The following is a 22,942-nucleotide window of genomic DNA, read 5'->3' as shown; positions in this document are numbered from 1 at the left end:
ACTTGTGATCGCCCTCTCCCTCGCCGAGATCGCTGAAGTCGTCGGCGGGCAGACGCACGATATACCGGACCCCTCCGTCCAGGTCACCGGACCGGTCGTCCGTGACTCCCGGGAGGCGGGTCCGGGCAGCCTGTTCGTCGCCTTCGTCGGCGAGCGCGTGGACGGACACGACTTCGCGTCCGCGGTCGTCGAGGCGGGCGCGGTGGCCGTGCTCGCCTCCCGGCCCGTCGGGGTCCCCGCGATCGTCGTCGAGGACGTCCAGGCGGCCCTCGGGGCCCTCGCCCGGCACGTCGTCGGCCGGCTCGGCACCACCCTCGTCGCGCTCACCGGATCGGCCGGCAAGACCAGCACCAAGGACCTGATCGCCCAGGTGCTCCGGAGCAAGGCGCCGACCGTCTTCACCCCCGGGTCCCTCAACAACGAGATCGGGCTCCCGCTCACCGCGCTCACCGCCACCGAGGAGACGAAGTTCCTCGTGCTGGAGATGGGAGCGCGCGGAATCGGCCATATTCGGTACCTCACCGGTCTGACGCCCCCGAAGGTCGGCCTCGTCCTGAACGTCGGCTCCGCCCACATCGGCGAGTTCGGCGGCCGGGAGCAGATCGCCGAGGCCAAGGGGGAACTGGTCGAGGCCCTGCCCCCGGCCGAGGAGGGCGGCGTCGCGATCCTCAACGCGGACGACCCCCTCGTACGGGCCATGGCGTCCCGTACGAAGGCGAAGGTGATCCTTTTCGGAGAGTCCGACGAAGCGGACGTCTCCGCCGAGAACGTGCGACTCACGGACACCGGACAGCCCTCCTTCAGGCTTCACACACCCTCCGGTGCAAGCGATGTGACCATGCGCCTGTACGGTGAGCATCACGTGTCGAACGCGCTCGCCGCGGCCGCCGTCGCCCACGAGTTGGGCATGTCCGCTGACGAGATCGCCCGTGCGCTCTCCGAGGCGGGCTCCCTCTCCCGCTGGCGGATGGAGGTCACCGAGCGCCCGGACGGCGTGACGGTCGTCAACGACGCCTACAACGCGAACCCCGAGTCCATGCGGGCCGCCCTGCGCGCCCTGGCAGCCATGGCGGGCGGGCGTCGTACGTGGGCGGTGCTCGGCAAGATGGCCGAGCTCGGGGACGAGGCGCTCGCCGAGCACGACGCGGTCGGACGGCTCGCCGTCCGACTCAACGTCAGCAAGCTCGTCGCGGTCGGGGGCAGGGAAGCCGCCTGGCTGCAACTGGGCGCATATAACGAGGGTTCGTGGGGTGAGGAGTCGGTGCACGTGTCCGACGCACAGGCGGCGGTCGACCTGTTGCGCAGCCAATTGCGCCCGGGAGACGTCGTTCTCGTGAAGGCGTCCCGTTCGGTCGGGCTCGAGAGCGTGGCGCAGGCGCTGCTCGAGACCGGTGCCGAGGGTGAGGTCGCCGCCCGATGATGAATCAGATCCTGTTCGCAGGAGTCATTGGCCTCTTCCTCACGCTGGTCGGCACTCCGCTGCTGATCAAACTGCTCGCCCGCAAGGGCTACGGGCAGTACATCCGTGACGACGGCCCGCGCGAGCACGCCAGCAAGCGCGGTACGCCGACCATGGGCGGCATCGCCTTCATACTGGCGACGGTCGCCGCCTACTTCCTGTCCAAGGTGATCAGCGGCGAGCCGCCGAGGTACTCCGGGGTGCTGGTGCTGGGCCTGATGGTCGGCATGGGCCTGGTCGGCTTCCTGGACGACTACATCAAGATCGTCAAGCGGCGTTCGCTGGGTCTGCGGGCCAAGGCGAAGATGGCCGGCCAGCTGATCGTCGGTGTCGCCTTCGCGGTGCTGTCCCTGCAGTTCGCGGACTCCCGCGGGCAGACCCCGGCCTCCACGAAGCTGTCGTTCATCACGGACTTCGGCTGGACCATCGGCCCGGTGCTGTTCGTCGTCTGGGCACTGTTCATGATCCTCGCGATGTCGAACGGCGTGAACCTGACCGACGGTCTGGACGGCCTCGCCACCGGCGCCTCCGTCCTCGTCTTCGGTGCCTACACGTTCATCGGCGTCTGGCAGTTCCAGGAGTCCTGCGCCAACGGCGACACGCTGACCAACCCGGGCGCCTGCTACGAAGTGCGCGACCCGCTGGACCTCGCCGTCGTCGCCTCCGCGCTGATGGGCTCCTGCCTGGGCTTCCTGTGGTGGAACACCTCGCCGGCCAAGATCTTCATGGGTGACACCGGTTCGCTGGCGCTCGGCGGTGTGCTCGCGGGTCTCGCGATCTGCTCCCGCACCGAACTGCTGCTGGCCATCCTGGGCGGTCTGTTCGTCCTCATCACCATGTCGGTGGTCATCCAGGTCGGCTCGTTCCGGCTCACCGGGAAGCGGGTCTTCCGGATGGCGCCACTCCAGCACCACTTCGAACTCAAAGGCTGGTCCGAGGTCCTTGTGGTGGTCCGCTTCTGGATCATCCAGGGTATTTGTGTGATTGTCGGACTGGGCCTCTTCTATGCGGGATGGGCAGCGGAAAAGTGACCTCCTCGGTGCCTTTCGAATTCCAGGGCAAGCACGTCACCGTCGCCGGGCTCGGCGTCTCCGGCGTCCCGGCGGCCAAGGTGCTGCACGGCCTCGGCGCACGCGTCACGGTCGTCAACGACGGCGACGACGAGCGCGCCCGGGCCCAGGCGGCCGAACTGGAGCAGCTCGGTGTCACCGTCCGCCTCGGCGACGGCGCCACCCTGCCCGAGGGCACCGACCTCATCGTCACCGCGCCCGGCTGGAAGCCGGACAAGCCGCTGTTCGCCGCCGCCGGGCGGGCCGGCGTCCCCGTCTGGGGCGACGTCGAGCTCGCCTGGCGGCTGCGCGGCCCCGACGCGGCGCCCTGGCTCGCGGTCACCGGCACCAACGGCAAGACCACGACCGTCCGGATGCTCGCCGCCATCCTGGAGGCTGCGGGCCTGCGCACCGCCGCCGTCGGCAACATCGGCGTCTCCCTCCTCGACGCGGTCCTCGGCGAGGAGCGGTACGACGTGCTCGCCGTGGAGCTGTCCAGCTACCAGCTCCACTGGGCGCCCTCCCTGCGCGCCCACTCGGCCGCCGTGCTGAACCTCGCCCCCGACCACCTCGACTGGCACGGCTCCATGGAGGCGTACGCCGCCGACAAGGGCCGTATCTACGAGGGCAACCGCGTCGCCTGCGTCTACAACGTCGACGCAGGCGACAAACCGTCCACCGAGGACCTGGTCCGCGAGGCCGACGTCGAGGAGGGCTGCCGCGCCGTCGGCTTCACCCTGGGCACCCCGGGACCCTCCCAACTCGGCGTGGTGGAAGGCATCCTGGTCGACCGGGCGTTCGTCGAGAACCGGCAGAAGAACGCCCAGGAGCTCGCCGAGGTCGCCGACGTCAACCCGCCGGCCCCGCACAACATCGCCAACGCCCTGGCGGCCGCCGCCCTCGCCCGCGCCTTCGGGGTGCCGGCCGGAGCCGTACGGGACGGCCTGCGGGCCTTCACGCCCGACGCCCACCGCATCGCGCACGTCGGCGACGTGGACGGGGTGGCGTACATCGACGACTCCAAGGCCACCAACACGCATGCCGCCCAAGCCTCGTTGGCGGCGTACGAGTCGATCGTGTGGATCGCCGGCGGCCTCGCCAAGGGCGCCACCTTCGACGAGCTGGTCGCGGGGTCGGCGAAGCGGCTGCGCGGTGTCGTACTGATCGGCCAGGACCGCGCCCTGATCCGCGAAGCCCTCGCGCGACACGCGCCGGAAGTACCCGTGGTCGACCTCGACCGGACCGACACTGGGGCGATGCTCCAGGCCGTCCGCGAGGCACAGCGGCTCGCACGGCCCGGCGACACGGTGCTGCTGGCCCCGGCCTGCGCCTCGATGGACATGTTCGCCAACTACAACAAGCGCGGTGACGCGTTCGCACAGGCGGTGCGCGAGCTCGGCGCCTGACCCGGCCGCCTGGCGCCGGGCGACCTTGGGAGGGACGCGTGAGAGGCCCCAGGCCCTGTCCGGCGTACAGCGGAGGCCGTGATGCCCAGTAGCCGTACCGGCCGCCCGCCCGTGCAGCGGGCCGCCCGCAGACCCGTCGTACCCGGGCCCCCGCGCGAGAACCCCTTGCGCACCCTGCACACCAGGGCACGCAAGGCCTGGGACCGGCCGCTGACCGCGTACTACGTGATCCTCGGCGGCAGTGCGCTGATCACCGTGCTGGGCCTGGTGATGGTCTACTCGGCTTCCCAGATCACGGCGCTGCAGATGTCGCTGCCGGGCTCGTACTTCTTCCGCAAGCAGCTCCTGGCCGCCGTGATCGGGTCCGTCCTGCTGCTCGTGGCCTCCCGGATGCCGGTGAGGCTGCACCGGGCGCTGGCCTACCCCATCCTCGCGGGCGCCGTCTTCCTGATGGCCCTGGTGCAGGTGCCGGGGATAGGAGTCGCGGTCAACGGCAACCAGAACTGGATCGCCCTCGGCGGTTCCTTCCAGATCCAGCCCAGCGAGTTCGGCAAGCTCGCGCTCGTGCTGTGGGGCGCCGACCTGCTCGCCCGCAAGCAGGACAAGCGGCTGCTGGCCCAGTGGAAGCACATGCTGGTGCCACTGGTGCCGGCCGCCTTCATGCTGCTCGGGCTGATCATGCTCGGCGGCGACATGGGTACGGCGATCATCCTGACGGCGATCCTGTTCGGCCTGCTGTGGCTGGCGGGAGCGCCCACGCGGCTGTTCGTCGGCGTGCTCTCCATCGCCGCGCTGATCGGGGCGCTCCTCATCCGCACCAGCCCCAACCGCATGGCCCGGCTCGCCTGCCTCGGCGCCACCGAACCCCAGTCGGGACCGGTCGACTGCTGGCAGGCCGTGCACGGGATCTACGCCCTCGCCTCCGGCGGGCTCTTCGGTTCCGGACTGGGCGCGAGCGTGGAGAAATGGGGCCAACTACCGGAAGCCCACACGGACTTCATCTTCGCCGTCACCGGTGAGGAACTGGGTCTGGCGGGGACGCTGTCGGTACTCGCCCTGTTCGCGGCTCTAGGCTATGCGGGTATCCGCGTGGCCGGACGCACGGAGGACCCCTTCGTCAGGTATGCCGCGGGAGGCGTGACCACCTGGATCACGGCCCAGGCCGTGATCAACATGGGTGCGGTGCTCGGTCTGCTGCCGATCGCCGGAGTCCCGCTCCCGCTGTTCTCCTACGGAGGGTCCGCCCTGCTGCCGACCATGTTCGCCATCGGGCTGCTGATCGCCTTCGCGCGTGAGGACCCCGCTGCGCGGATGGCGCTTGCGATGCGGCAACCCCGCTTTGGTAAAAAGCGGAACGGGGGCTCTCAGCGGCCCCGGAGATGGAACACGATGCGACGGCGCGCCCCGGTGGCGCGTTCGTCCGGAGAGCGGTGAATTTCGGTGCATGTCGTACTCGCCGGCGGAGGAACCGCGGGCCACATCGAGCCCGCGCTCGCCCTCGCGGACGCCCTGCGCAGGCAGGATCCGACCGTGGGCATCACGGCCCTGGGCACGGAGCGCGGCCTCGAGACCCGTCTCGTACCCGAGCGCGGGTACGAGCTGGCGCTGATCCCCGCGGTACCGCTGCCACGCAAGCCAACCCCCGAGCTGATCACCGTTCCGGGCCGGCTGCGCGGCACGATCAAGGCGACCGAGCAGATCCTGGAGCGCACCAAGGCGGACGCCGTGGTCGGCTTCGGCGGTTACGTCGCCCTGCCCGGGTACCTCGCGGCCAAGCGGCTCGGCGTGCCGATCGTCATCCACGAGGCCAACGCCCGGCCCGGTCTGGCCAACAAGATCGGCTCCCGGTACGCCGCCCAGGTGGCCGTCTCCACGCCCGACAGCAAGCTGCGCAACTCCCGCTACATCGGCATCCCGCTGCGCCGCTCCGTCGCCACCCTCGACCGGGCCGCCGTGCGCCCCGAGGCCCGCGCCGCGTTCGGGCTCGACCCCAACCTGCCGACGCTGCTGGTGTCCGGCGGCTCGCAGGGCGCCCGGCGCCTCAACGAGGTGGTCCAGGCGGTCGCCCCCTGGCTCCAGCAGGCCGGGATCCAGATCCTGCACGCCGTCGGCCCGAAGAACGAACTGCCGCAGGTGCACCAGATGCCGGGGATGCCCCCCTACATCCCGGTAAGTTACCTGGATCGGATGGACCTCGCGTACGCGGCGGCCGACATGATGCTCTGCCGTGCGGGCGCGATGACCGTCGCCGAACTCTCCGCCGTCGGGCTCCCGGCCGCCTACGTCCCGCTGCCCATCGGCAACGGCGAACAGCGGCTCAACGCCCAGCCGGTGGTCAAGGCAGGCGGCGGACTGCTGGTCGACGACGCGGAACTGACGCCGGAATGGGTGCAGCAGAACGTGCTGCCGGTGCTCGCCGACCCGCACCGGCTGTACGAGATGTCCCGCGCCGCCGCCGAGTTCGGCCGGCGGGACGCCGACGACCTGCTCGTCGGCATGGTGTACGAGGCGATCGCCGCCCGCGCGCGTCGCTGAACGGCGAGTGGGCCGAAGGGGCGTGTCGCCGCCGGGCGGCCGAGCGCGCGAAGGCCCGAAGGGCCCTGAGCACGGCCGGCCGCCCGGCACCGAGCGAGGTGCCCCGGAGGCGAACCGGGCCCTGAGAGGAGAAGCGTGGCCGGATCGACCACCGCCGAGCGCGGTGAACGCCAGCAGAGGTCGTCCGGCCCGCCGCCGCCCGTCCGGCGGTTCGGGCAACGGCACGTTCGTCGGATCATCGTTTCGGCCGTCGCCCTGGTCTTCCTCGGCAGCGGGGCGTTCTGGCTCCTGTACGGCTCGGACCTGGTCCGCGTGGAGCGCGTGTCGGTGTCGGGAACCCGCGTCCTGACACCGGCTCAGGTGCGCGGTGCCGCCGAAGTTCCCCTCGGGGAGCAGTTGATTTCCGTCGACACCGAAACGATCGAGGCGCGGCTCGCCAAGACACTGCCCCGAATTGACACGGTTGATGTGGTCCGTTCCTGGCCGGACGGAATTGCACTGAAAGTGACGGAACGTACCCCGGTCCTTCTCGTCCACAAAGGCGGGAAGTTCATCGAAGTGGACGATGAAGGTGTCCGGTTCGCTACGGTTTCCCGGGCTCCCAAAGGCGTTCCCGCTCTGGAATTGGCCATCTCCAGGACCGGTTCCACGGCGGCGAGCCTGCGCCGCTTCGGCGAGGACCGGCTGGTGCGGGAGGCGGTGCGGGTGGCCGGCGCCCTTCCGGCCTCCGTGGCGCACGCGACCCGGAGCGTCAAGGTCCGTTCCTACGACGACATCTCGCTGGAGCTGACGGACGGCCGGACGGTGGACTGGGGAAGCAGTGAGAAGAACGCCGAGAAGAGCCGTACTCTCACCGCACTCATGAAAGCGGAGCCCGGCGCGCGGCACTTCGACGTCGGCGTTCCCACCGCCCCGGCGTCATCGGGCAGTTGACGCACATCAGCGCAGGCCAGCACCCTGGTTGGGCAGCGCTACGGCTGATCACATAGGGTGAAAAGAAAAACGGGAGGTTCGGCGTGTTCGTTGAACGCGCGCCACTTGTCGACTTAGTGTCCTGTTCAGAAGACTCCAGGGAACAGACACACTGGTAACCCTAAACTTCAACGTTAGGGTTCGGGTCGGCGATACGAACCGTCCCATTCGGCATCAGTCGTCGGATCGCGAGGCGCAGCTGCGTCCCGGTGATTCGGCGACACGTAACTCGAGGCGAGAGGCCTTCGACGTGGCAGCACCGCAGAACTACCTCGCAGTCATCAAAGTCATCGGTGTCGGCGGCGGTGGTGTCAATGCCATCAACCGGATGATCGAGGTCGGTCTCAAGGGCGTCGAGTTCATCGCCATCAACACCGACGCGCAAGCTCTGTTGATGAGCGACGCCGACGTCAAGCTCGACGTCGGCCGTGAACTCACCCGCGGACTCGGCGCCGGAGCCAACCCGGCCGTCGGCCGCAAGGCCGCCGAGGACCACCGCGAGGAGATCGAGGAGGTCCTCAAGGGGGCCGACATGGTCTTCGTGACGGCCGGTGAAGGCGGCGGCACCGGAACCGGCGGCGCGCCCGTCGTGGCCAACATCGCCCGCTCGCTCGGCGCCCTCACCATCGGCGTGGTCACGCGCCCGTTCACCTTCGAGGGACGGCGCCGCGCGAACCAGGCCGAGGACGGCATCGCGGAGCTCCGCGAAGAGGTCGACACCCTCATCGTGATCCCGAACGACCGGCTGCTGTCCATCTCGGACCGTCAGGTGTCGGTCCTCGACGCCTTCAAGTCGGCCGACCAGGTCCTGCTCTCCGGTGTGCAGGGCATCACCGACCTCATCACCACGCCCGGTCTGATCAACCTCGACTTCGCCGACGTCAAGTCCGTCATGTCCGAGGCCGGTTCGGCCCTCATGGGCATCGGCTCGGCCCGCGGCGACGACCGCGCGGTGGCCGCCGCCGAGATGGCCATCTCCTCGCCGCTGCTGGAAGCCTCCATCGACGGCGCCCGCGGCGTGCTGCTCTCCATCTCCGGCGGCAGCGACCTCGGCCTGTTCGAGATCAACGAGGCGGCCCAGCTGGTGAGCGAGGCCGCGCACCCCGAGGCCAACATCATCTTCGGCGCGGTGATCGACGACGCCCTCGGCGACGAGGTCCGGGTCACCGTGATCGCTGCCGGTTTCGACGGCGGTCAGCCGCCGGCCAAGAGGGACAACGTCCTCGGCTCGTCCTCGGCCAAGCGCGAGGAGCCCGCCCCCGCGCGGCAGCCCGAGAGCCGCCCGTCCTTCGGCTCGCTCGGCAGCGTCACGCCGAAGGAGGACCCGGAGCCGGTCGTACCGGAGCCGGTGCACGACATCCCGGTCGCCCAGCCCCCGGTGCCGCCGTCGCGGTCCTACGACAGCGCGGCCGAGGAACTGGACGTACCGGACTTCCTGAAGTGATAGGACAGCGCGAGAGCGTGAGCGGCGCGCACTTCGCCTTCACCGACCGGTGGGGCGGGGTGAGCGCCGCTCCGTATGAGGAGCTCAACCTCGGCGGAGCGGTCGGCGACGACCCCGGCGCGGTCCGCACCAACCGCGAACTGGCCGCCAAGTCCCTGGGCGTGGACCCGGCCCGGGTGGTCTGGATGAACCAGGTGCACGGGGCCGACGCGGTCGTGGTCGACGAGCCGTGGGGCGACCGCCCCGTACCGGAGGTCGACGCGATCGTCACCGCGGGGCGAGGACTCGCCCTCGCGGTGCTCACCGCCGACTGCGTGCCGGTGCTGCTCGCGGACCCGGTCGCCGGAGTCGTCGCGGCGGCCCACGCGGGCCGGCCGGGACTGGTCGCCGGGGTGGTCCCCGCCGCCGTACGGGCCATGACCGGACTCGGTGCCGAACCCTCACGGATCGTCGCCCGCACCGGACCGGCCGTCTGCGGCCGGTGCTACGAAGTGCCGGAGGCGATGCGCGCCGAGGTGGCCGCCGCCGAACCGGCGGCGCACGCCGAGACGCGTTGGGGCACGCCGGCGGTGGACGTGGGCGCGGGCGTACGGGCGCAGCTCGAACGGCTCGGGGTGCGCGACCGGGAGCAGTCGCCGGTGTGCACGCTGGAGTCGGCGGATCACTTCTCGTACCGCCGCGACCGCACCACCGGGCGGCTCGCGGGCTATGTGTGGCTGGACTGAGGGACATGACGGACCGTAAGGACGAACTCGCCGTGAATCTGGCGGGAGTGGAGGAGCGGATCGCCGCCGCGTGCGCCGCCGCCGGACGCGCACGCGAGGAGGTGACCCTGATCGTGGTCACCAAGACCTACCCCGCGAGCGACGTGCGGATCCTGTCCGGACTCGGTGTGCGCCATGTCGCCGAGAACCGGGACCAGGACGCCGCCCCCAAGGCGGCCGAGTGCTCGGATCTGCCCCTTACCTGGCATTTCGTCGGTCAGCTTCAGACCAACAAGGTGCGCTCTGTGGTCGGTTACGCCGATGTCGTGCAGTCCGTGGACCGTTCCCGGCTGGTGACGGTCCTCTCCAAGGAGGCCGTGCGGGCGGGGCGCGAGGTGGGCTGCCTCGTGCAGGTCGCCCTCGACGCCGACGCGAGCGGCCGGGGGGAGCGCGGAGGTGTCGCGCCCGGCGCGGTCGCGGAGTTGGCCGACCTCGTCGCCGGAGCCGAGGGGCTGCGGCTGGACGGGCTGATGACGGTCGCCCCGCTCACCGGCGAGTACGCGGGGCGCGAACAGGCGGCGTTCGAGCGGTTGATGGATGTGTCGACCGACCTGCGCCGGAACCATCCGACTGCGAACATGGTCTCGGCAGGGATGAGTGCGGACCTCGAACAGGCTGTGGCCGCCGGAGCGACACATGTGCGCGTCGGCAGTGCGGTACTCGGACTCCGCCCCAGGCTCGGGTAACGTCGCCAAGAAGTCGGACCACAGCAGAAAATATGGTCATTTCCGCCAAATAGCGGACATAAAGGCCTAGTGGATCGCGGGCACTTGGCGGTCGTCAGCAGATCCACCACAGAGCGGAGGACTCGGAGCATGGCCGGCGCGATGCGCAAAATGGCGGTCTACCTCGGCCTCGTGGAGGACGATGGGTACGACGGCCGCGGATTCGACCCAGACGACGACTTTGAACCCGAACTCGACCCGGAGCCCGAGCGGGACCACCGGCGACATGAGCCATCTCACCAGTCGCATGGTGCACATCAGTCCCAAAGGGATGAAGAGGTGCGAGTGGTGCACCCTCCCGCGCCACGCGAACCGGTCGCCCGTTCCGCTTCGCTCCCCGCGGAATCGCCACGCCCGGCGCGGATCGCGCCCGTGGCATCCATCACACAAGAACGCGCAAGCCTGGAGAAGAACGCACCGGTGATCATGCCCAAGGTCGTGTCCGAACGAGAGCCTTACCGGATCACCACGCTTCACCCCCGGACCTACAACGAGGCCCGTACCATCGGGGAACACTTCCGTGAGGGCACGCCGGTGATCATGAATCTCACTGAGATGGATGACACAGACGCGAAGCGACTTGTCGACTTCGCGGCCGGTTTGGTGTTTGGTCTTCACGGCAGCATCGAGCGGGTGACGCAGAAGGTGTTCCTGTTGTCGCCTGCTAACGTCGATGTCACGGCGGAGGACAAGGCCCGCATCGCAGAGGGCGGGTTCTTCAACCAGAGCTGAGACGCAGGACCGGATCGAGCAGTGCACAGGGGAGAGGGAAAAACAGACCATGAGCGTGTTCGCGCAGGTGATCTACATCGCGCTGATGGTGTTCCTCATCGTGCTCATCTTCCGGTTGGTCATGGACTATGTGTTCCAGTTCGCCCGCTCGTGGCAACCCGGCAAGGCGATGGTGGTCGTCCTGGAGGCCACCTACACTGTCACCGATCCACCGCTGAAGCTTCTGCGGCGGTTCATCCCGCCGCTGCGTCTCGGGGGCGTGGCGCTCGACCTGTCCTTCTTCGTACTGATGATCATCGTCTACATCCTGATCTGGATCGTGGGCAATCTCGCGAGGTGACTGTGGACGATACGGTCTTGCCGACTGCCGATGACTACGTTGAGGTGAAGAGATGCCGTTGACCCCCGAGGACGTGCGGAACAAGCAGTTCACGACCGTCCGCCTCCGAGAAGGCTATGACGAGGACGAGGTCGATGCCTTCCTCGACGAGGTCGAAGCCGAACTGACGCGCCTGCTCCGCGAGAACGAGGACCTGCGCGCCAAGCTGGCCGCGGCCACGCGCGCTGCTGCCCAGAACCAGCAGAACATGCGCAAGCCTCCTGAGCCACAGGACCAGCAGCAGCAACAACCGCAGCAGGGGCCGCCGCAGGGCATGCCCCAGCAGGGGATGCCGCAGCAGGGCATGCCACAGCAGGGCATGCGAGGTCCCGGCGCTCCGGTGCCCGCCGGCATATCGGGCCCGCCGCAGCAGCAGATGGGTGGCCCCATGGGTGGTCCGCCCCAGCTGCCGAGCGGTGCGCCGCAGCTGCCCGCCGGCCCCGGCGGACAGGGCGGCCCGCAGGGCCCCGGCCCCATGGGTCAGGGTCCCGGGCCGATGGGCCAGGGTGGCCCGATGCAGGGGCAGATGGGCCCCGGTGGCCCGATGGGCGGTCCCATGGGCGGCCCCGGTATGCCCGGTCAGGGCGGTCCCGGTGGCGACAGCGCCGCCCGGGTGCTGTCGCTGGCCCAGCAGACCGCCGACCAGGCGATCGCAGAGGCCCGTTCCGAGGCCAACAAGATCGTCGGCGAGGCGCGCTCGCGTGCCGAGGGTCTCGAGCGGGACGCCCGTGCCAAGGCCGACGCCCTGGAGCGGGACGCGCAGGAGAAGCACCGCGTCGCGATGGGCTCCCTGGAGTCCGCCCGCGCCACGCTGGAGCGCAAGGTCGAGGACCTGCGCGGCTTCGAGCGCGAGTACCGCACGCGGCTGAAGTCCTACCTCGAGTCCCAGCTGCGCCAGTTGGAGACCCAGGCGGACGACTCGCTCGCCCCGCCGCGCCAGGCCGCGTCCGCCGCCCCGTCGCTGCCGCCGTCCCCGGCGCCCTCGATGGCTCCGGCCGGTGCCGGTGCGCCGTCCTACGGCGGCAACCAGACGATGGGTGGTTCGCCGGGCCAGTCCGGCCCGTCCTACGGCGGTCAGCAGCAGATGCAGCCGGCGATGACCCAGCCGATGGCGCCGGTACGTCCGCAGGGCCCCTCGCCGATGGGCCAGGCCCCCTCGCCGATGCGCGGCTTCCTCATCGACGAGGACGACAACTGACGGCCCCTGTGGCCATGAGTACGGCGTAGCAGTCGGCAGCGTTCAGGGCGGGGCCCCGGATTCGGAAGATTCCGGGGCCCCGCCCTTTTGCTGTGCGCGTTCGTTTCCCTTGCGGCGGCTGTTCGACGGCGGGGGCAGCTGTCCGTCGGACACAACGCCGAGGGCCCGGGGCCGCCAGGATTCTTCTCGGCGGCCCCGGGCCCTCGTGTGCGGCGCCTCGCGCGTTACGCCTTGCGCAGGCGGAACGTCAGGGACAGGCCCTCGTCCGTGAAGGCGTCGCCGTAGCCGGCGTCCGCCTCGCCTTGGGCGCCGTGCTCGTTCAGGAAGGTCGTGGCGAGGACCTCGTCGGCGATCAGGGCGGAGTGGTCGGTCAGGGCCGCGACGGTCGCGGGCTCCGTGGCCGTCCAGCGCAGGGCGATCCGGTCGGCCACATCGAGCCCGCTGTTCTTGCGGGCTTCCTGGATGAGGCGGATCGCGTCCCGGGCGAGGCCCGCGCGGCGCAGCTCCTCCGTGATCTCCAGATCGAGGGCGACCGTGGCACCGGCGTCGGACGCCACCGACCAGCCCTCGCGCGGGGTCTCCGTGATGATCACCTCGTCCGGGGCGAGGGTGATCGTCTCACCGTCGACCTCCACCGAGGCCGTGCCCTCGCGCAGGGCCAGGGACAGGGCCGCGGCGTCCGCGTTCGCGATCGCCCGGGCCACGTCCTGGACCCGCTTGCCGAACCTCTTGCCCAGTGCGCGGAAGTTGGCCTTCGCCGTGGTGTCCACCAGCGAGCCGCCCACCTCGGACAGCGACGCCAGGGACTCGACGTTCAGCTCCTCGGTGATCTGCGCGCGCAGCTCAGGGTCGAGGGCCGCGAAGCCGCCCGCCGCGATCAGCGCCCGCTTCAGCGGCTGGCGGGTCTTGACGCCCGACTCCGCGCGCGTGGCGCGGCCCAGCTCCACCAGGCGGCGTACCAGCACCATCTGCTGCGACAGCTCCGGGTCGATCGCGGCCAGGTCCGCCTGCGGCCAGGACGACAGGTGCACCGACTCCGGGGCGCCGGGGCTGACCGGAACGATCAGGTCCTGCCAGACCCGCTCGGTGATGAACGGCGTCAGTGGGGCCATCAGCTTGGTGACCGTCTCGACGACCTCGTGCAGCGTGCGCAGCGCGGCCTTGTCGCCCTGCCAGAAGCGGCGCCGCGACCGGCGGACGTACCAGTTGGACAGGTCGTTGACGAAGGCGGAGAGCAGCTTGCCGGCGCGCTGGGTGTCGTAGCCCTCCAGAGCCTGGGTCACCTGGTCGGTGAGCGCGTGCAGCTCGGAGAGGAGCCAGCGGTCGAGAACCGGACGGTCGGCCGGGGCCGGGTCGGCCCCGGACGGGGCCCAGTTCGCCGTACGGGCGTACAGGGCCTGGAAGGCGACCGTGTTCCAGTAGGTCAGCAGCGTCTTGCGGACGACCTCCTGGATGGTGCCGTGGCCCACCCTGCGGGCCGCCCAGGGGGAACCGCCGGCCGCCATGAACCAGCGGACCGCGTCCGCGCCGTGCTGGTCCATCAACGGGATCGGCTGGAGGATGTTGCCCAGGTGCTTGGACATCTTCCGGCCGTCCTCGGCGAGGATGTGGCCGAGGCAGACGACGTTCTCGTAGGACGACTTGTCGAAGACCAGGGTGCCGACCGCCATCAGCGTGTAGAACCAGCCGCGGGTCTGGTCGATGGCCTCGGAGATGAACTGCGCCGGGTACCGGCTCTCGAACAGCTCCTTGTTCTTGTACGGGTAGCCCCACTGCGCGAACGGCATCGAGCCCGAGTCGTACCAGGCGTCGATGACCTCCGGCACGCGCGTGGCCGTCTTCCCGCAGCCGTCGTGGCGGCAGCCGAAGGTGACCTCGTCGATGTAGGGGCGGTGCGGGTCGAGGCCCGACTGGTCGGTGCCGGTCAGCTCGGTCAGCTCCGCGCGGGAGCCGACGACCGTGAGGTGGTCGTCCTCGCAGCGCCAGATGGGCAGCGGGGTGCCCCAGTAGCGGTTGCGGGACAGCGCCCAGTCGATGTTGTTGTTCAGCCAGTCGCCGTACCGGCCGTTCTTGACGGAGTCCGGGAACCAGTTGGTCTTCTCGTTCTCCTGGAGCAGGCGGTCCTTGATGGCCGTGGTGCGGATGTACCACGACGGCTGCGCGTAGTAGAGCAGCGCGGTGTGGCAGCGCCAGCAGTGCGGGTAGCTGTGCTCGTACGGGACGTGCCTGAAGAGCAGGCCGCGCTGCTGGAGGTCCTCGGTGAGCTTCTCGTCGGCCTTCTTGAAGAAGACGCCGCCGACCAGGGGGACGTCCTCCTCGAAGGTGCCGTCGGGGCGGACGGGGTTCACGACGGGCAGGCCGTAGGAGCGGCAGACCTTGAGGTCGTCCTCACCGAAGGCGGGGGACTGGTGGACCAGACCCGTGCCGTCCTCGGTGGTGACGTACTCGGCGTTCACCACGTAGTGGGCCGGTTCGGGGAAGTCCACCAGCTCGAAGGGGCGCTGGTAGGTCCAGCGCTCCATCTCGGCGCCGGTGAACGACCGGCCGGTGGTCTCCCAGCCCTCGCCGAGCGCCTTGGCGACCAGGGGCTCGGCGACGACCAGCTGCTCCTCGCCGTTCGTGGCGACGACGTAGGTGACCTCGGGGTGCGCGGCGACGGCGGTGTTGGACACCAGGGTCCACGGCGTGGTCGTCCACACCAGGAGGGCGGCCTCGCCGGCCAGCGGGCCGGAGGTGAGCGGGAAGCGGACGTAGACGGACGGGTCGACGACCGTCTCGTAGCCCTGCGCCAGCTCGTGGTCGGACAGGCCCGTGCCGCAGCGCGGGCACCAGGGGGCCACGCGGTGGTCCTGGACCAGCAGGCCCTTGGTGAAGATCTCCTTCAGCGACCACCAGACGGACTCGACGTACTCCGGGTCCATGGTGCGGTAGGCGTCGTCGAGGTCTACCCAGTAGCCCATGCGGGTCGTCAGCTCGGTGAAGGCGTCCGTGTGGCGGGTCACCGACTCGCGGCACTTGGCGTTGAACTCGGCGATGCCGTACGCCTCGATGTCCTGCTTGCCGGAGAAGCCGAGCTCCTTCTCCACGGCCAGCTCCACCGGGAGGCCATGGCAGTCCCAGCCGGCCTTGCGGGCCACGTGGTAGCCGCGCATGGTGCGGAATCGGGGGAAGACGTCCTTGAAGACGCGGGCCTCGATGTGGTGGGCGCCGGGCATGCCGTTGGCGGTGGGCGGGCCCTCGTAGAACACCCACTCGGGGCGGCCCTCGGACTGTTCCAGGCTCTTGGCGAAGATCTTCTGCTCGCGCCAGAAGTCGAGCACCGCGTGCTCGAGGGCGGGCAGGTCGACCTGTGCGGGCACCTGGCGGTACGTCGGCGTTGTCATCAGCGGGCTTCCTCCGGCGGACTTGCTGCCTTCCGTCCGGAGGGACGAGAGCTGTGTCGATCCCTGCGCCGCCTTGGCGCGCTCCCGCGGTACCACCCTCCTTGGCCCTCCGGTGCGTCGTGTGCGCCGGTGAGCCCCCTCATTGGGGTCGCGATGCCGGTTCTACTCGCCGCTGCTGTCACGCTTCGCTCGCTGCGGCTTTCTTCCGGCGGCTCCGGGGTGATCTTCACGCCGCGCTCGCCCCCGGGCTCACACCGTCCCCGGGTCGCTCTGGGCTGCGTACGCCGCTACTCGTCCCCATCCACGCTTTTCGCTCCGCCCAGTGTACGGCGCGCCGCGGACAGCGGCCGACCCGGTTTTCCGGTGGCCGGGAGAGGCGCGTCGTTTTGGCTACCCATGACCTGGTGTACTCCGAATGGCACGGTACGCGTGTTCGGATTCCGGGACGCCCTTCTCGGCGGCATACCCGGCGGGGAGCTGGGCACAACGCATGCAGGTTCGCCGCGCGGCATCCGCGGGGCGAGGGAATCGGGCGGTGTGCCCCGTTGCCGCGGGACTCGAGTCGATTTATCGTCCCAGCACGATTCGCGTGCAAGATCACAATATGTGAAGGGGCCGCGGCCATGGTGGCGAAGAAGACCGCCGTACAGCAGTCGGCGCCGTCCGGCAGGCCCGCACCCGTTCCCGGCGGTGGGGCCAAGGGGACGCGTGGGACGAAGAGCGCGAGGTCGGCGGGGACGGCCAGCGCTGCGGCACCGGCGAACGCGACGGCAACCGAGAAGACGACGGCAACCGAGAAGACGACGGCACCCGGGAAGGCGCGGGGCACGAAGGCAGCGGTTGCCGGGAAGGCGGCCCCGGGGGCGAAGGCGGCGAGCGCGGAAGCCGCGGCGCCGAAGGCGACCGCGAAGAAGGCGACCAGGCACAGGGCCGTCGGGAAGAAGGCGTCCGCCATGGACGAGCCTGCGAGGAGGCCGGCAACACGGGAGGCGTCCGCGCAGAAGGCGTCCGCGCAGAAGGCGGCGGCGAAGAAGACGGCGGCCGGGAAGACGGCGACCGGGGACGCGTCCGCCAAGGAGGCGCCTGCCGGGCAGCCGGCAGGGAAGAAGACACCCGCGAAGAAGGCGACGGGGAAGGCGCCCGCGAAGAGGGCGCCCGCGAAGAGGGCGGCGGCGGAGAAGACGGTGGCGGAGAAGACGGTGGCGCAGCCGCCCGCCGGGAAGGCGGCGCGGACGGCGCCCGTCGAGGAGACGGTGACGAAGAAGGCGGCGCCGGGGAAAGCGCCCGTGCCGGCCGAGGAGGCGGCGGCGGTGAAGAAGGCGCCCGTGCCCGCCGGGAAGGCGGGGGCCCGCAAGGTGTCCCCGAAGAAGGCGGCCGAGGCGAGGGCTGCCGCCGAGGTGGGGGCAGGGGGAGACGGGCCCGGGGGCTCGGACGGTGACGCCGGCGGGAAGCGGACGGACGTCGCCAGGACCATGGGGTCCGCTCAGGATGTGGCCGGGCACAGCGCGGCCGATGACGCGGACGCGGCCGAGGCCGCGACGCAGACGGGAGTGACGACGGTGGGTGCGAAGAAGACTCCTGGCACGGCAGCCACGGCAGCCACGGCGGCGAACACCGCCGTACCCAAGGCCCGGATCGGCGCGGCGGAGCCCGGCGATCTCGCGGTACGTCCGGGCGAGGAGCCCTGGACTCCGGACGAGGTCGAGGAGGCGCGGACCGAGCTGACGTCCGAGGTGCTGCGGCTGCGCGAGGAGATCACTTCCTCCGAGCAGTCGCTGGTCGGCCTGATGCGGGACTCCGGCGACGGCGCGGGCGACGACCAGGCGGACACCGGAACCAAGAACATCACGCGCGAGCACGAACTCGCGCTCGCCGCCAACGCGCGCGAGATGCTCACCCAGTTCGAACGCGCCCTCCAGCGCCTCGACGCCGGCACCTACGGCCTGTGCGAGAACTGCGGCAACCCCATCGGCAAGGCCCGGATGCAGGCCTTCCCCCGGGCCACCCTGTGCGTCGAGTGCAAGCAGAAGCAGGAGCGCCGGTACTGATCGGCGGGCGTACAGGCCGTGCCGTACCCTCGTCCTCAGTCAGGTACCTAGGTTGAGGGACTCACGTGGCAGAGGCGGAGCGCATCATCGGTACGCCGGACACCCCGGACGCGGACCGGGACGGGCAGGAGACGGCCGGCGCCGAGGGCACGGCGGCGGAGACCGAGCGGCCCCGCGGCAAGCGGCGGGTCGGCGTCCTGTTCGCCGTCGCCGCCTTCGCCTATGCCCTGGACCTGATCAGCAAGATGATCGTGGTCGCCGAGCTGGAGCACCAGGAGCCCATCGAGATCGTCGGGGACTGGCTGAGGTTCGAGGCGATCCGCAACGCGGGCGCGGCGTTCGGCTTCGGTGAGGCCTTCACCGTGATCTTCACGGTGATCGCCGCGTCCGTGATCGTGGTGATCATCCGTCTCGCCCGCAAGCTGTACAGCCTGCCCTGGGCGATCGCGCTCGGCCTGCTGCTCGGCGGCGCCCTCGGCAACCTCACCGACCGGATCTTCCGGTCCCCGGGTGTCTTCGAGGGCGCGGTCGTCGACTTCATCGCGCCCAAGCACTTCGCCGTGTTCAACCTGGCGGACTCGGCGATCGTGTGCGGCGGCATCCTGATCGTGCTGCTGTCGTTCCGCGGTCTCGACCCGGACGGGACCGTCCACAAGGACTGACCGCCGCGCGGGCCGAGAGGGCGTCCGGGCTGAACGCGCGTACGGGGTTGTCCGACCCGTCCGGCATACTCGACGGGTGAGCACCATTCCCGAGATCCGCACCCTGCCCGTGCCCGACGGCCTGGAGGGCGAGCGCGTCGACGCCGCCATCTCCCGCATGTTCGGCTTCTCCCGGACCAAGGCGGCCGAGCTCGCCGCCGCGGGGAAGGTCACGGTCGACGGATCGGTGGTCGGCAAGTCGGAGCGGGTGAGCGGCGGCGCCTGGCTCGAGGTGGAGATGCCGCAGGCGCCCGCGCCGGTTCAGGTGGTGGCCGAGCCGGTCCAGGGCATGGAGATCGTGCACGACGACGACGACGTGGTCGTGATCGTCAAGCCCGTCGGCGTCGCCGCCCACCCCTCGCCCGGCTGGACCGGCCCGACGGTGATCGGCGGTCTCGCCGCCGCCGGGTACCGCATCTCGACCTCCGGCGCCGCCGAGCGCCAGGGCATCGTGCACCGCCTCGACGTCGGCACCTCCGGCCTGATGGTCGTCGCCAAGTCGGAGTACGCGTACACGTCGCTGAAGCGCCAGTTCAAGGAGCGCACGGTCGACAAGCGCTACCACGCGCTCGTCCAGGGCCACCCCGACCCCACCAGCGGCACCATCGACGCCCCCATCGGCCGGCACCCGCAGCACGACTACAAGTGGGCGGTCACCGCCGACGGCAAGCCGTCCGTCACGCACTACGACCTCATCGAGGCCTTCCGCGCCGCCTCCCTCCTCGACGTCAAGCTGGAGACCGGCCGCACCCACCAGATCCGCGTCCACATGGCCGCCCACCGGCACCCCTGCGTCGGTGACCTGACCTACGGCGCCGACCCCACGCTCGCCAAGCGGCTCCGGCTGACCCGCCAGTGGCTGCACGCGGTGCGGCTCGGCTTCGAGCACCCCGGCGACGGGCAGTGGGCCGAGTTCTCCTGCGACTACCCGGAGGACCTGCAGCAGGCGCTGGACCAGGTCCGCGAGGAGACCTACGCATGAGCACCTCCTACGTCGTCCGCGTGGCGGAGGAGCCCGCGGACCGCGAGGCGTGCTTCGCGGTCCGCAAGGACGTCTTCGTCGCCGAGCAGGGTGTCCCCGAGGACATCGAGTACGACGCCTACGACGCCGGTGCCGTGCACGTACTGGCGGTCCGGGAGGACGGCGTACCGCTGGGCACCGGACGGCTGCTGCACGGCGAGGCCGCCGCGGCGAAGAACGGCGGCGATCCGGCCGTCGGATCCCTGGGACGGCTCGCGGTGACGCGGGCGGCCCGGGGCCTCGGGGTGGGGGCGGCGCTGGTGCGGGCGGTCGAGGAGGCGGCCCGCGTGCGCGGCCTCACCGCCGTCGACCTGCACGCGCAGACCCAGGCCCTCGGTTTCTACGAGCGGCTGGGATACGAGGCCTACGGGCCCGAGTTCCCGGACGCGGGGATGGCGCACCGGGCCATGCGGCGCGTTCTGTAGCCGGAGGCCGCGAACGGCCTGGTGAGGGCGTCGACGTGGCAGGGTGGAGATCCGTCCTGCGATCGCCGATCCGTCCGGAGTGCTGACCGTGGATCAGTTGACCCTGCTGTTCGCCCTGCTGCTCGGGGCCGTGGTGAGCGTTCCGGTCGGAGAGCGGCTGGGGCTGCCGGCGCCGGTGCTGATGACGGTCCTCGGTATCGTCCTGGCGCTGCTGGAGTTCGTGCCGAACGTCGACATCCCGCCCGACCTGATCCTCCCGCTGCTGCTGCCGCCCCTGCTCCACGCCGCCGTGCGGCGCACGTCCTGGCGGCAGTTCGCGGCGAACGTCAGACCGATCCTGCTGCTCGCGGTGGCGCTGGTCTTCGTCACCATGCTGTGTGTGGCCGCCGTCGCCCACGCGATCGTGCCGGGGCTGCCGCTCGCCGCCGCCGTGGCCCTCGGCGCGCTGGTCGCGCCGCCCGACCCGGTCGCGGCGACCGCCGTGGCCGGGAAGCTGGGGCTGCCGCGCCGGCTGGTGTCGATCCTGGAGGGCGAGGGGCTCTTCAACGACGTCACGGCGATCGTCCTCTACAACGTGGCGATCGCCGCCGTCGTGAGCGGCGCCTTCTCGCCCTGGGAGGCCGGGCTCGACCTGGTGCTGTCGGCCGTGGTGGCGGTGGCGGTCGGGCTCGCGCTGGGCTGGGGCGCCAACAGGCTGATGGATCTGCTCGGGGACGCGACCCTGCAGATCGGGCTCAGCCTGCTGGTGCCGTACGCCTCCTACGTGCTGGCCGAGGAGCTGCACGGCTCCGGGGTGCTCGCCGTGCTCACCACCGCGCTCTTCCTCGTCGAGTACGCCACCGACGCCGACGACGTCATGACCCGGCTCGCCGGGCACACCTTCTGGGACATCGTCGACACACTGGTCACCGGCGTCGCGTTCGGCCTGGTCGGGCTCGAACTGCACAACGCGATCCGGACCGCGTCCGGCCGCTGGACGGAGTTGCTGGGCTGGGCGGCGGCGATCGTGGGTGTGGTCGTCGTGGTCCGGCTGCTGTGGCTGCTGCCGGCGACCTGGCTGACGAAGCGGCTGCACGCCGCGCGGGACACCGACGAGGAGATCCCGGTCAGCTGGCGCGAGACCGTGGTGATGTGGTGGGCGGGGATGCGCGGGGTGGCCTCCGTAGCGCTGGCGCTGGCGATCCCGCTGGAGACCGATGCCGGAGACGATTTCCCCGGCCGGAGCGAGATCGTCTTCATCGCGTTCGGCGTGATCATGGCGACGCTGCTGCTGCAGGGGCTGAGCCTGCCGTGGCTGGTGGGGCGGCTGGGCGTGCGGGCCGACACCGGGCGCGAGAAGCAGTTCGAGCACGACCTGGCCGTCCGGGCCGCGAAGGCGGCCAAGCGCAGACTGCGGGAGATCGAGGAGGTCGAGGAGCTCCCGGAGGAGCTGTCCGAGCAGATGCTGCGCAGCGCCTTCGACATCGGGGTGCGGATCAGTCCGGACCTGGCGGAGGACGAGCGGCGGGAGGCGCACCGGCAGCGGGCGCGGCGGCTGAAGCGGGTGCGCCGGATCCAGCGGGAGATGCTGAGCGCCGCGCGGCACGAGGTACTGGCGGCGCGGAGCGAGGCGGGGGCGGATCCGGAGGTAGTGGACCGGGTGCTGCGGCACCTCGATGTACGCAGCCTGCGCTAGTAGGGCCTGTCTGACAATTCCCGCCTGCCTCGCGACGCCATGCATGCACTCTCGCCGCACCGGGCGCAGAGCCGAGTACATCCAGTACGAGGCTCTACGCCCGGCACGCCGAGAGCACGCACCTGACGCCGCGAGACCGCCCTGCGGGCGACGACGCGAATGGTCAGGTCGGCCCCAGGGGGGTCTCCCGCTGACGCGCCGCCCCTCTCGTTCGCCGGGACGTTTCCCGTGGGGTGCGGCGTCGTCGGAGGCTTTCGTTCGTAAAGTGCCGTTATGACTCGGAATGTTGTGATCAGCGGGGGCGGTACGGGGATCGGTTTGGCCGCCGCGCGGGTGTTCGCCGCCGACGGGGACCGTGTGCTGCTGCTCGGCCGGCGCGGGGACGTGCTGGAGCGGACCGGGGTGCCGGGGGCCCTGACGTACGCCGCCGATCTGGCCGATCCGCAGGCCGTGCGCGGTGTCGCCGGCTTCGTCGGCCGGGAGTTCGGGGCGGTGGACGTCCTGATCCACAGTGCCGGAGGCAACGGGCTCCTCGAACCCTTGGACGACGACGCCGGCGACGACCCGCTCGACGCCGTCGCCCGCGCCTGGACGCTCAACTTCCGGCTCAACCTGCTGACCGCCGCACTGCTCACCGAGGCGCTGAGGGAGCGCCTCGCCGAACCGGGCGGGCGGGTGCTGTTCCTCAGCTCCATCGCCGCCTACCGAGGACACGGCCAGGTGGCCTACGCGGCGGCCAAGGCGGGGCTGCACCCGTACGCGCACGACCTCGCCCGGAAGCTCGGACCGCACGGCATCACCGTGAACGTGGTCGCGCCGGGCTACATCGAGGACACCGCGTTCTTCGGTGAGGGCATCGACGAGGACCTGCGGGCGTGGCTGGTGGACGAGACCCTGAACGGGCGGGCCGGGACGCCCGGGGACGTGGCGGCGACCCTGCACTGGCTCGCCTCTCCGGGCGCCGCCCACATCACCTCGCAGATCGTCCAGGTCAACGGCGGGGCCGAACGCGGTCACTGAGTGCCG

General features: G+C 70.8%; 19 protein-coding genes. 18 read left to right on the top strand and 1 reads right to left on the bottom strand.

Annotated features, from left to right (window positions below; all coding sequences use genetic code 11):
• Positions 1 to 4: 4 nt before the first annotated feature.
• The 12 genes from IE178_RS11460 (at position 5) to IE178_RS11405 (ending at position 12,663) form a co-directional block, all read left to right on the top strand.
• Positions 5 to 1,420, top strand: coding sequence for a UDP-N-acetylmuramoyl-tripeptide--D-alanyl-D-alanine ligase (locus tag IE178_RS11460; RefSeq protein ID WP_193512156.1), 1,416 nt, complete (start codon positions 5 to 7; stop codon positions 1,418 to 1,420).
• Positions 1,417 to 2,490 carry a phospho-N-acetylmuramoyl-pentapeptide-transferase gene (mraY, locus tag IE178_RS11455; protein ID WP_193512155.1) on the top strand — a complete coding sequence of 358 codons (1,074 nt, stop codon included), beginning with the start codon at positions 1,417 to 1,419 and terminating at the stop codon, positions 2,488 to 2,490. Before IE178_RS11460 ends, mraY begins: the two co-directional genes overlap by 4 nt.
• On the top strand, positions 2,472 to 3,914 hold the full coding sequence (gene murD, locus IE178_RS11450) for a UDP-N-acetylmuramoyl-L-alanine--D-glutamate ligase (protein WP_193512154.1): 1,443 nt from the start codon (positions 2,472 to 2,474) through the stop codon (positions 3,912 to 3,914). Before mraY ends, murD begins: the two co-directional genes overlap by 19 nt.
• An 81-nt stretch (positions 3,915 to 3,995) precedes the next feature.
• Complete coding sequence (ftsW, locus tag IE178_RS11445) at positions 3,996 to 5,348, top strand: putative lipid II flippase FtsW (RefSeq protein WP_184763379.1); 1,353 nt, start codon at positions 3,996 to 3,998, stop codon at positions 5,346 to 5,348.
• A gap of 6 nt (positions 5,349 to 5,354) precedes the next feature.
• Entirely contained in the window at positions 5,355 to 6,449 is a 1,095-nt protein-coding gene (gene murG / locus IE178_RS11440; RefSeq protein ID WP_184763380.1) for an undecaprenyldiphospho-muramoylpentapeptide beta-N-acetylglucosaminyltransferase, read from the top strand.
• A gap of 135 nt (positions 6,450 to 6,584) precedes the next feature.
• Entirely contained in the window at positions 6,585 to 7,382 is a 798-nt protein-coding gene (locus IE178_RS11435; RefSeq protein ID WP_193512153.1) for a cell division protein FtsQ/DivIB, read from the top strand.
• A 289-nt stretch (positions 7,383 to 7,671) separates the two neighbouring features.
• The gene (ftsZ, locus tag IE178_RS11430) at positions 7,672 to 8,865 is read left to right on the top strand and encodes a cell division protein FtsZ (RefSeq protein ID WP_184763382.1); all 1,194 of its coding nucleotides are present in this window, start codon (positions 7,672 to 7,674) and stop codon (positions 8,863 to 8,865) included.
• Positions 8,862 to 9,590 carry a peptidoglycan editing factor PgeF gene (gene pgeF, locus IE178_RS11425; protein WP_193512152.1) on the top strand — a complete coding sequence of 243 codons (729 nt, stop codon included), beginning with the start codon at positions 8,862 to 8,864 and terminating at the stop codon, positions 9,588 to 9,590. Before ftsZ ends, pgeF begins: the two co-directional genes overlap by 4 nt.
• A 5-nt stretch (positions 9,591 to 9,595) precedes the next feature.
• Positions 9,596 to 10,315 (top strand): YggS family pyridoxal phosphate-dependent enzyme, encoded by a 720-nt coding sequence (locus IE178_RS11420; protein WP_193512151.1) that lies wholly within the window; start codon positions 9,596 to 9,598, stop codon positions 10,313 to 10,315.
• Positions 10,316 to 10,444: 129 nt separating this feature from the next.
• On the top strand, positions 10,445 to 11,086 hold the full coding sequence (locus IE178_RS11415) for a cell division protein SepF (RefSeq protein ID WP_193512150.1): 642 nt from the start codon (positions 10,445 to 10,447) through the stop codon (positions 11,084 to 11,086).
• Positions 11,087 to 11,135: 49 nt separating this feature from the next.
• Positions 11,136 to 11,426 carry a YggT family protein gene (locus IE178_RS11410; protein WP_184763386.1) on the top strand — a complete coding sequence of 97 codons (291 nt, stop codon included), beginning with the start codon at positions 11,136 to 11,138 and terminating at the stop codon, positions 11,424 to 11,426.
• Positions 11,427 to 11,478: 52 nt separating this feature from the next.
• A complete protein-coding gene (locus tag IE178_RS11405) occupies positions 11,479 to 12,663 on the top strand; it encodes a DivIVA domain-containing protein (protein WP_184763387.1) in 1,185 nt (394 codons plus the stop codon).
• A 224-nt stretch (positions 12,664 to 12,887) separates the two neighbouring features.
• Here the strand turns inward: IE178_RS11405 and ileS are convergent, their stop codons facing one another.
• Complete coding sequence (gene ileS / locus IE178_RS11400) at positions 12,888 to 16,046, bottom strand: isoleucine--tRNA ligase (protein WP_193512149.1); 3,159 nt, start codon at positions 16,044 to 16,046, stop codon at positions 12,888 to 12,890.
• 623 nt (positions 16,047 to 16,669) lie between these two features.
• Here ileS and IE178_RS11395 point away from each other — a divergent pair.
• The 6 genes from IE178_RS11395 (at position 16,670) to IE178_RS11370 (ending at position 22,936) form a co-directional block, all read left to right on the top strand.
• A complete protein-coding gene (locus tag IE178_RS11395) occupies positions 16,670 to 18,094 on the top strand; it encodes a TraR/DksA family transcriptional regulator (RefSeq protein ID WP_193512148.1) in 1,425 nt (474 codons plus the stop codon).
• 65 nt (positions 18,095 to 18,159) lie between these two features.
• A complete protein-coding gene (gene lspA, locus IE178_RS11390; RefSeq protein WP_193512147.1) occupies positions 18,160 to 18,756 on the top strand; it encodes a signal peptidase II in 597 nt (198 codons plus the stop codon).
• 76 nt (positions 18,757 to 18,832) lie between these two features.
• A complete protein-coding gene (locus IE178_RS11385) occupies positions 18,833 to 19,777 on the top strand; it encodes an RluA family pseudouridine synthase (protein ID WP_184763391.1) in 945 nt (314 codons plus the stop codon).
• Positions 19,774 to 20,241: a GNAT family N-acetyltransferase gene (locus IE178_RS11380; protein ID WP_193512146.1), complete on the top strand. Its 468-nt coding sequence runs from the start codon at positions 19,774 to 19,776 to the stop codon at positions 20,239 to 20,241. The genes IE178_RS11385 and IE178_RS11380 overlap by 4 nt, the downstream gene beginning before the upstream one ends.
• 88 nt (positions 20,242 to 20,329) lie before the next feature.
• Complete coding sequence (locus IE178_RS11375; protein ID WP_184763393.1) at positions 20,330 to 21,916, top strand: Na+/H+ antiporter; 1,587 nt, start codon at positions 20,330 to 20,332, stop codon at positions 21,914 to 21,916.
• Positions 21,917 to 22,189: 273 nt separating this feature from the next.
• On the top strand, positions 22,190 to 22,936 hold the full coding sequence (locus tag IE178_RS11370; RefSeq protein WP_184763394.1) for an SDR family NAD(P)-dependent oxidoreductase: 747 nt from the start codon (positions 22,190 to 22,192) through the stop codon (positions 22,934 to 22,936).
• Positions 22,937 to 22,942 lie beyond the last annotated feature (6 nt).

Source organism: Streptomyces griseoloalbus (assembly GCA_014650015.1).
GTDB classification, from domain to species: domain Bacteria; phylum Actinomycetota; class Actinomycetes; order Streptomycetales; family Streptomycetaceae; genus Streptomyces; species Streptomyces griseoloalbus.
The sequence above is the reverse complement of the archived record's forward strand: the minus strand, read 5'-3'. Positions and strand labels throughout refer to the sequence as shown.

Coding starts and splice junctions, on each gene's coding strand:
- ileS (WP_193512149.1), bottom strand. CDS start 16,046: ATGACAACGCCGACGTACCGCCAGGTGCCCGCACAGGTCGACCTGCCC.
- mraY (WP_193512155.1), top strand. CDS start 1,417: ATGATGAATCAGATCCTGTTCGCAGGAGTCATTGGCCTCTTCCTCACG.
- IE178_RS11370 (WP_184763394.1), top strand. CDS start 22,190: ATGACTCGGAATGTTGTGATCAGCGGGGGCGGTACGGGGATCGGTTTG.
- murD (WP_193512154.1), top strand. CDS start 2,472: ATGGGCAGCGGAAAAGTGACCTCCTCGGTGCCTTTCGAATTCCAGGGC.
- IE178_RS11420 (WP_193512151.1), top strand. CDS start 9,596: ATGACGGACCGTAAGGACGAACTCGCCGTGAATCTGGCGGGAGTGGAG.
- IE178_RS11410 (WP_184763386.1), top strand. CDS start 11,136: ATGAGCGTGTTCGCGCAGGTGATCTACATCGCGCTGATGGTGTTCCTC.
- ftsW (WP_184763379.1), top strand. CDS start 3,996: ATGCCCAGTAGCCGTACCGGCCGCCCGCCCGTGCAGCGGGCCGCCCGC.
- IE178_RS11380 (WP_193512146.1), top strand. CDS start 19,774: ATGAGCACCTCCTACGTCGTCCGCGTGGCGGAGGAGCCCGCGGACCGC.
- IE178_RS11415 (WP_193512150.1), top strand. CDS start 10,445: ATGGCCGGCGCGATGCGCAAAATGGCGGTCTACCTCGGCCTCGTGGAG.
- IE178_RS11405 (WP_184763387.1), top strand. CDS start 11,479: ATGCCGTTGACCCCCGAGGACGTGCGGAACAAGCAGTTCACGACCGTC.
- IE178_RS11395 (WP_193512148.1), top strand. CDS start 16,670: ATGGTGGCGAAGAAGACCGCCGTACAGCAGTCGGCGCCGTCCGGCAGG.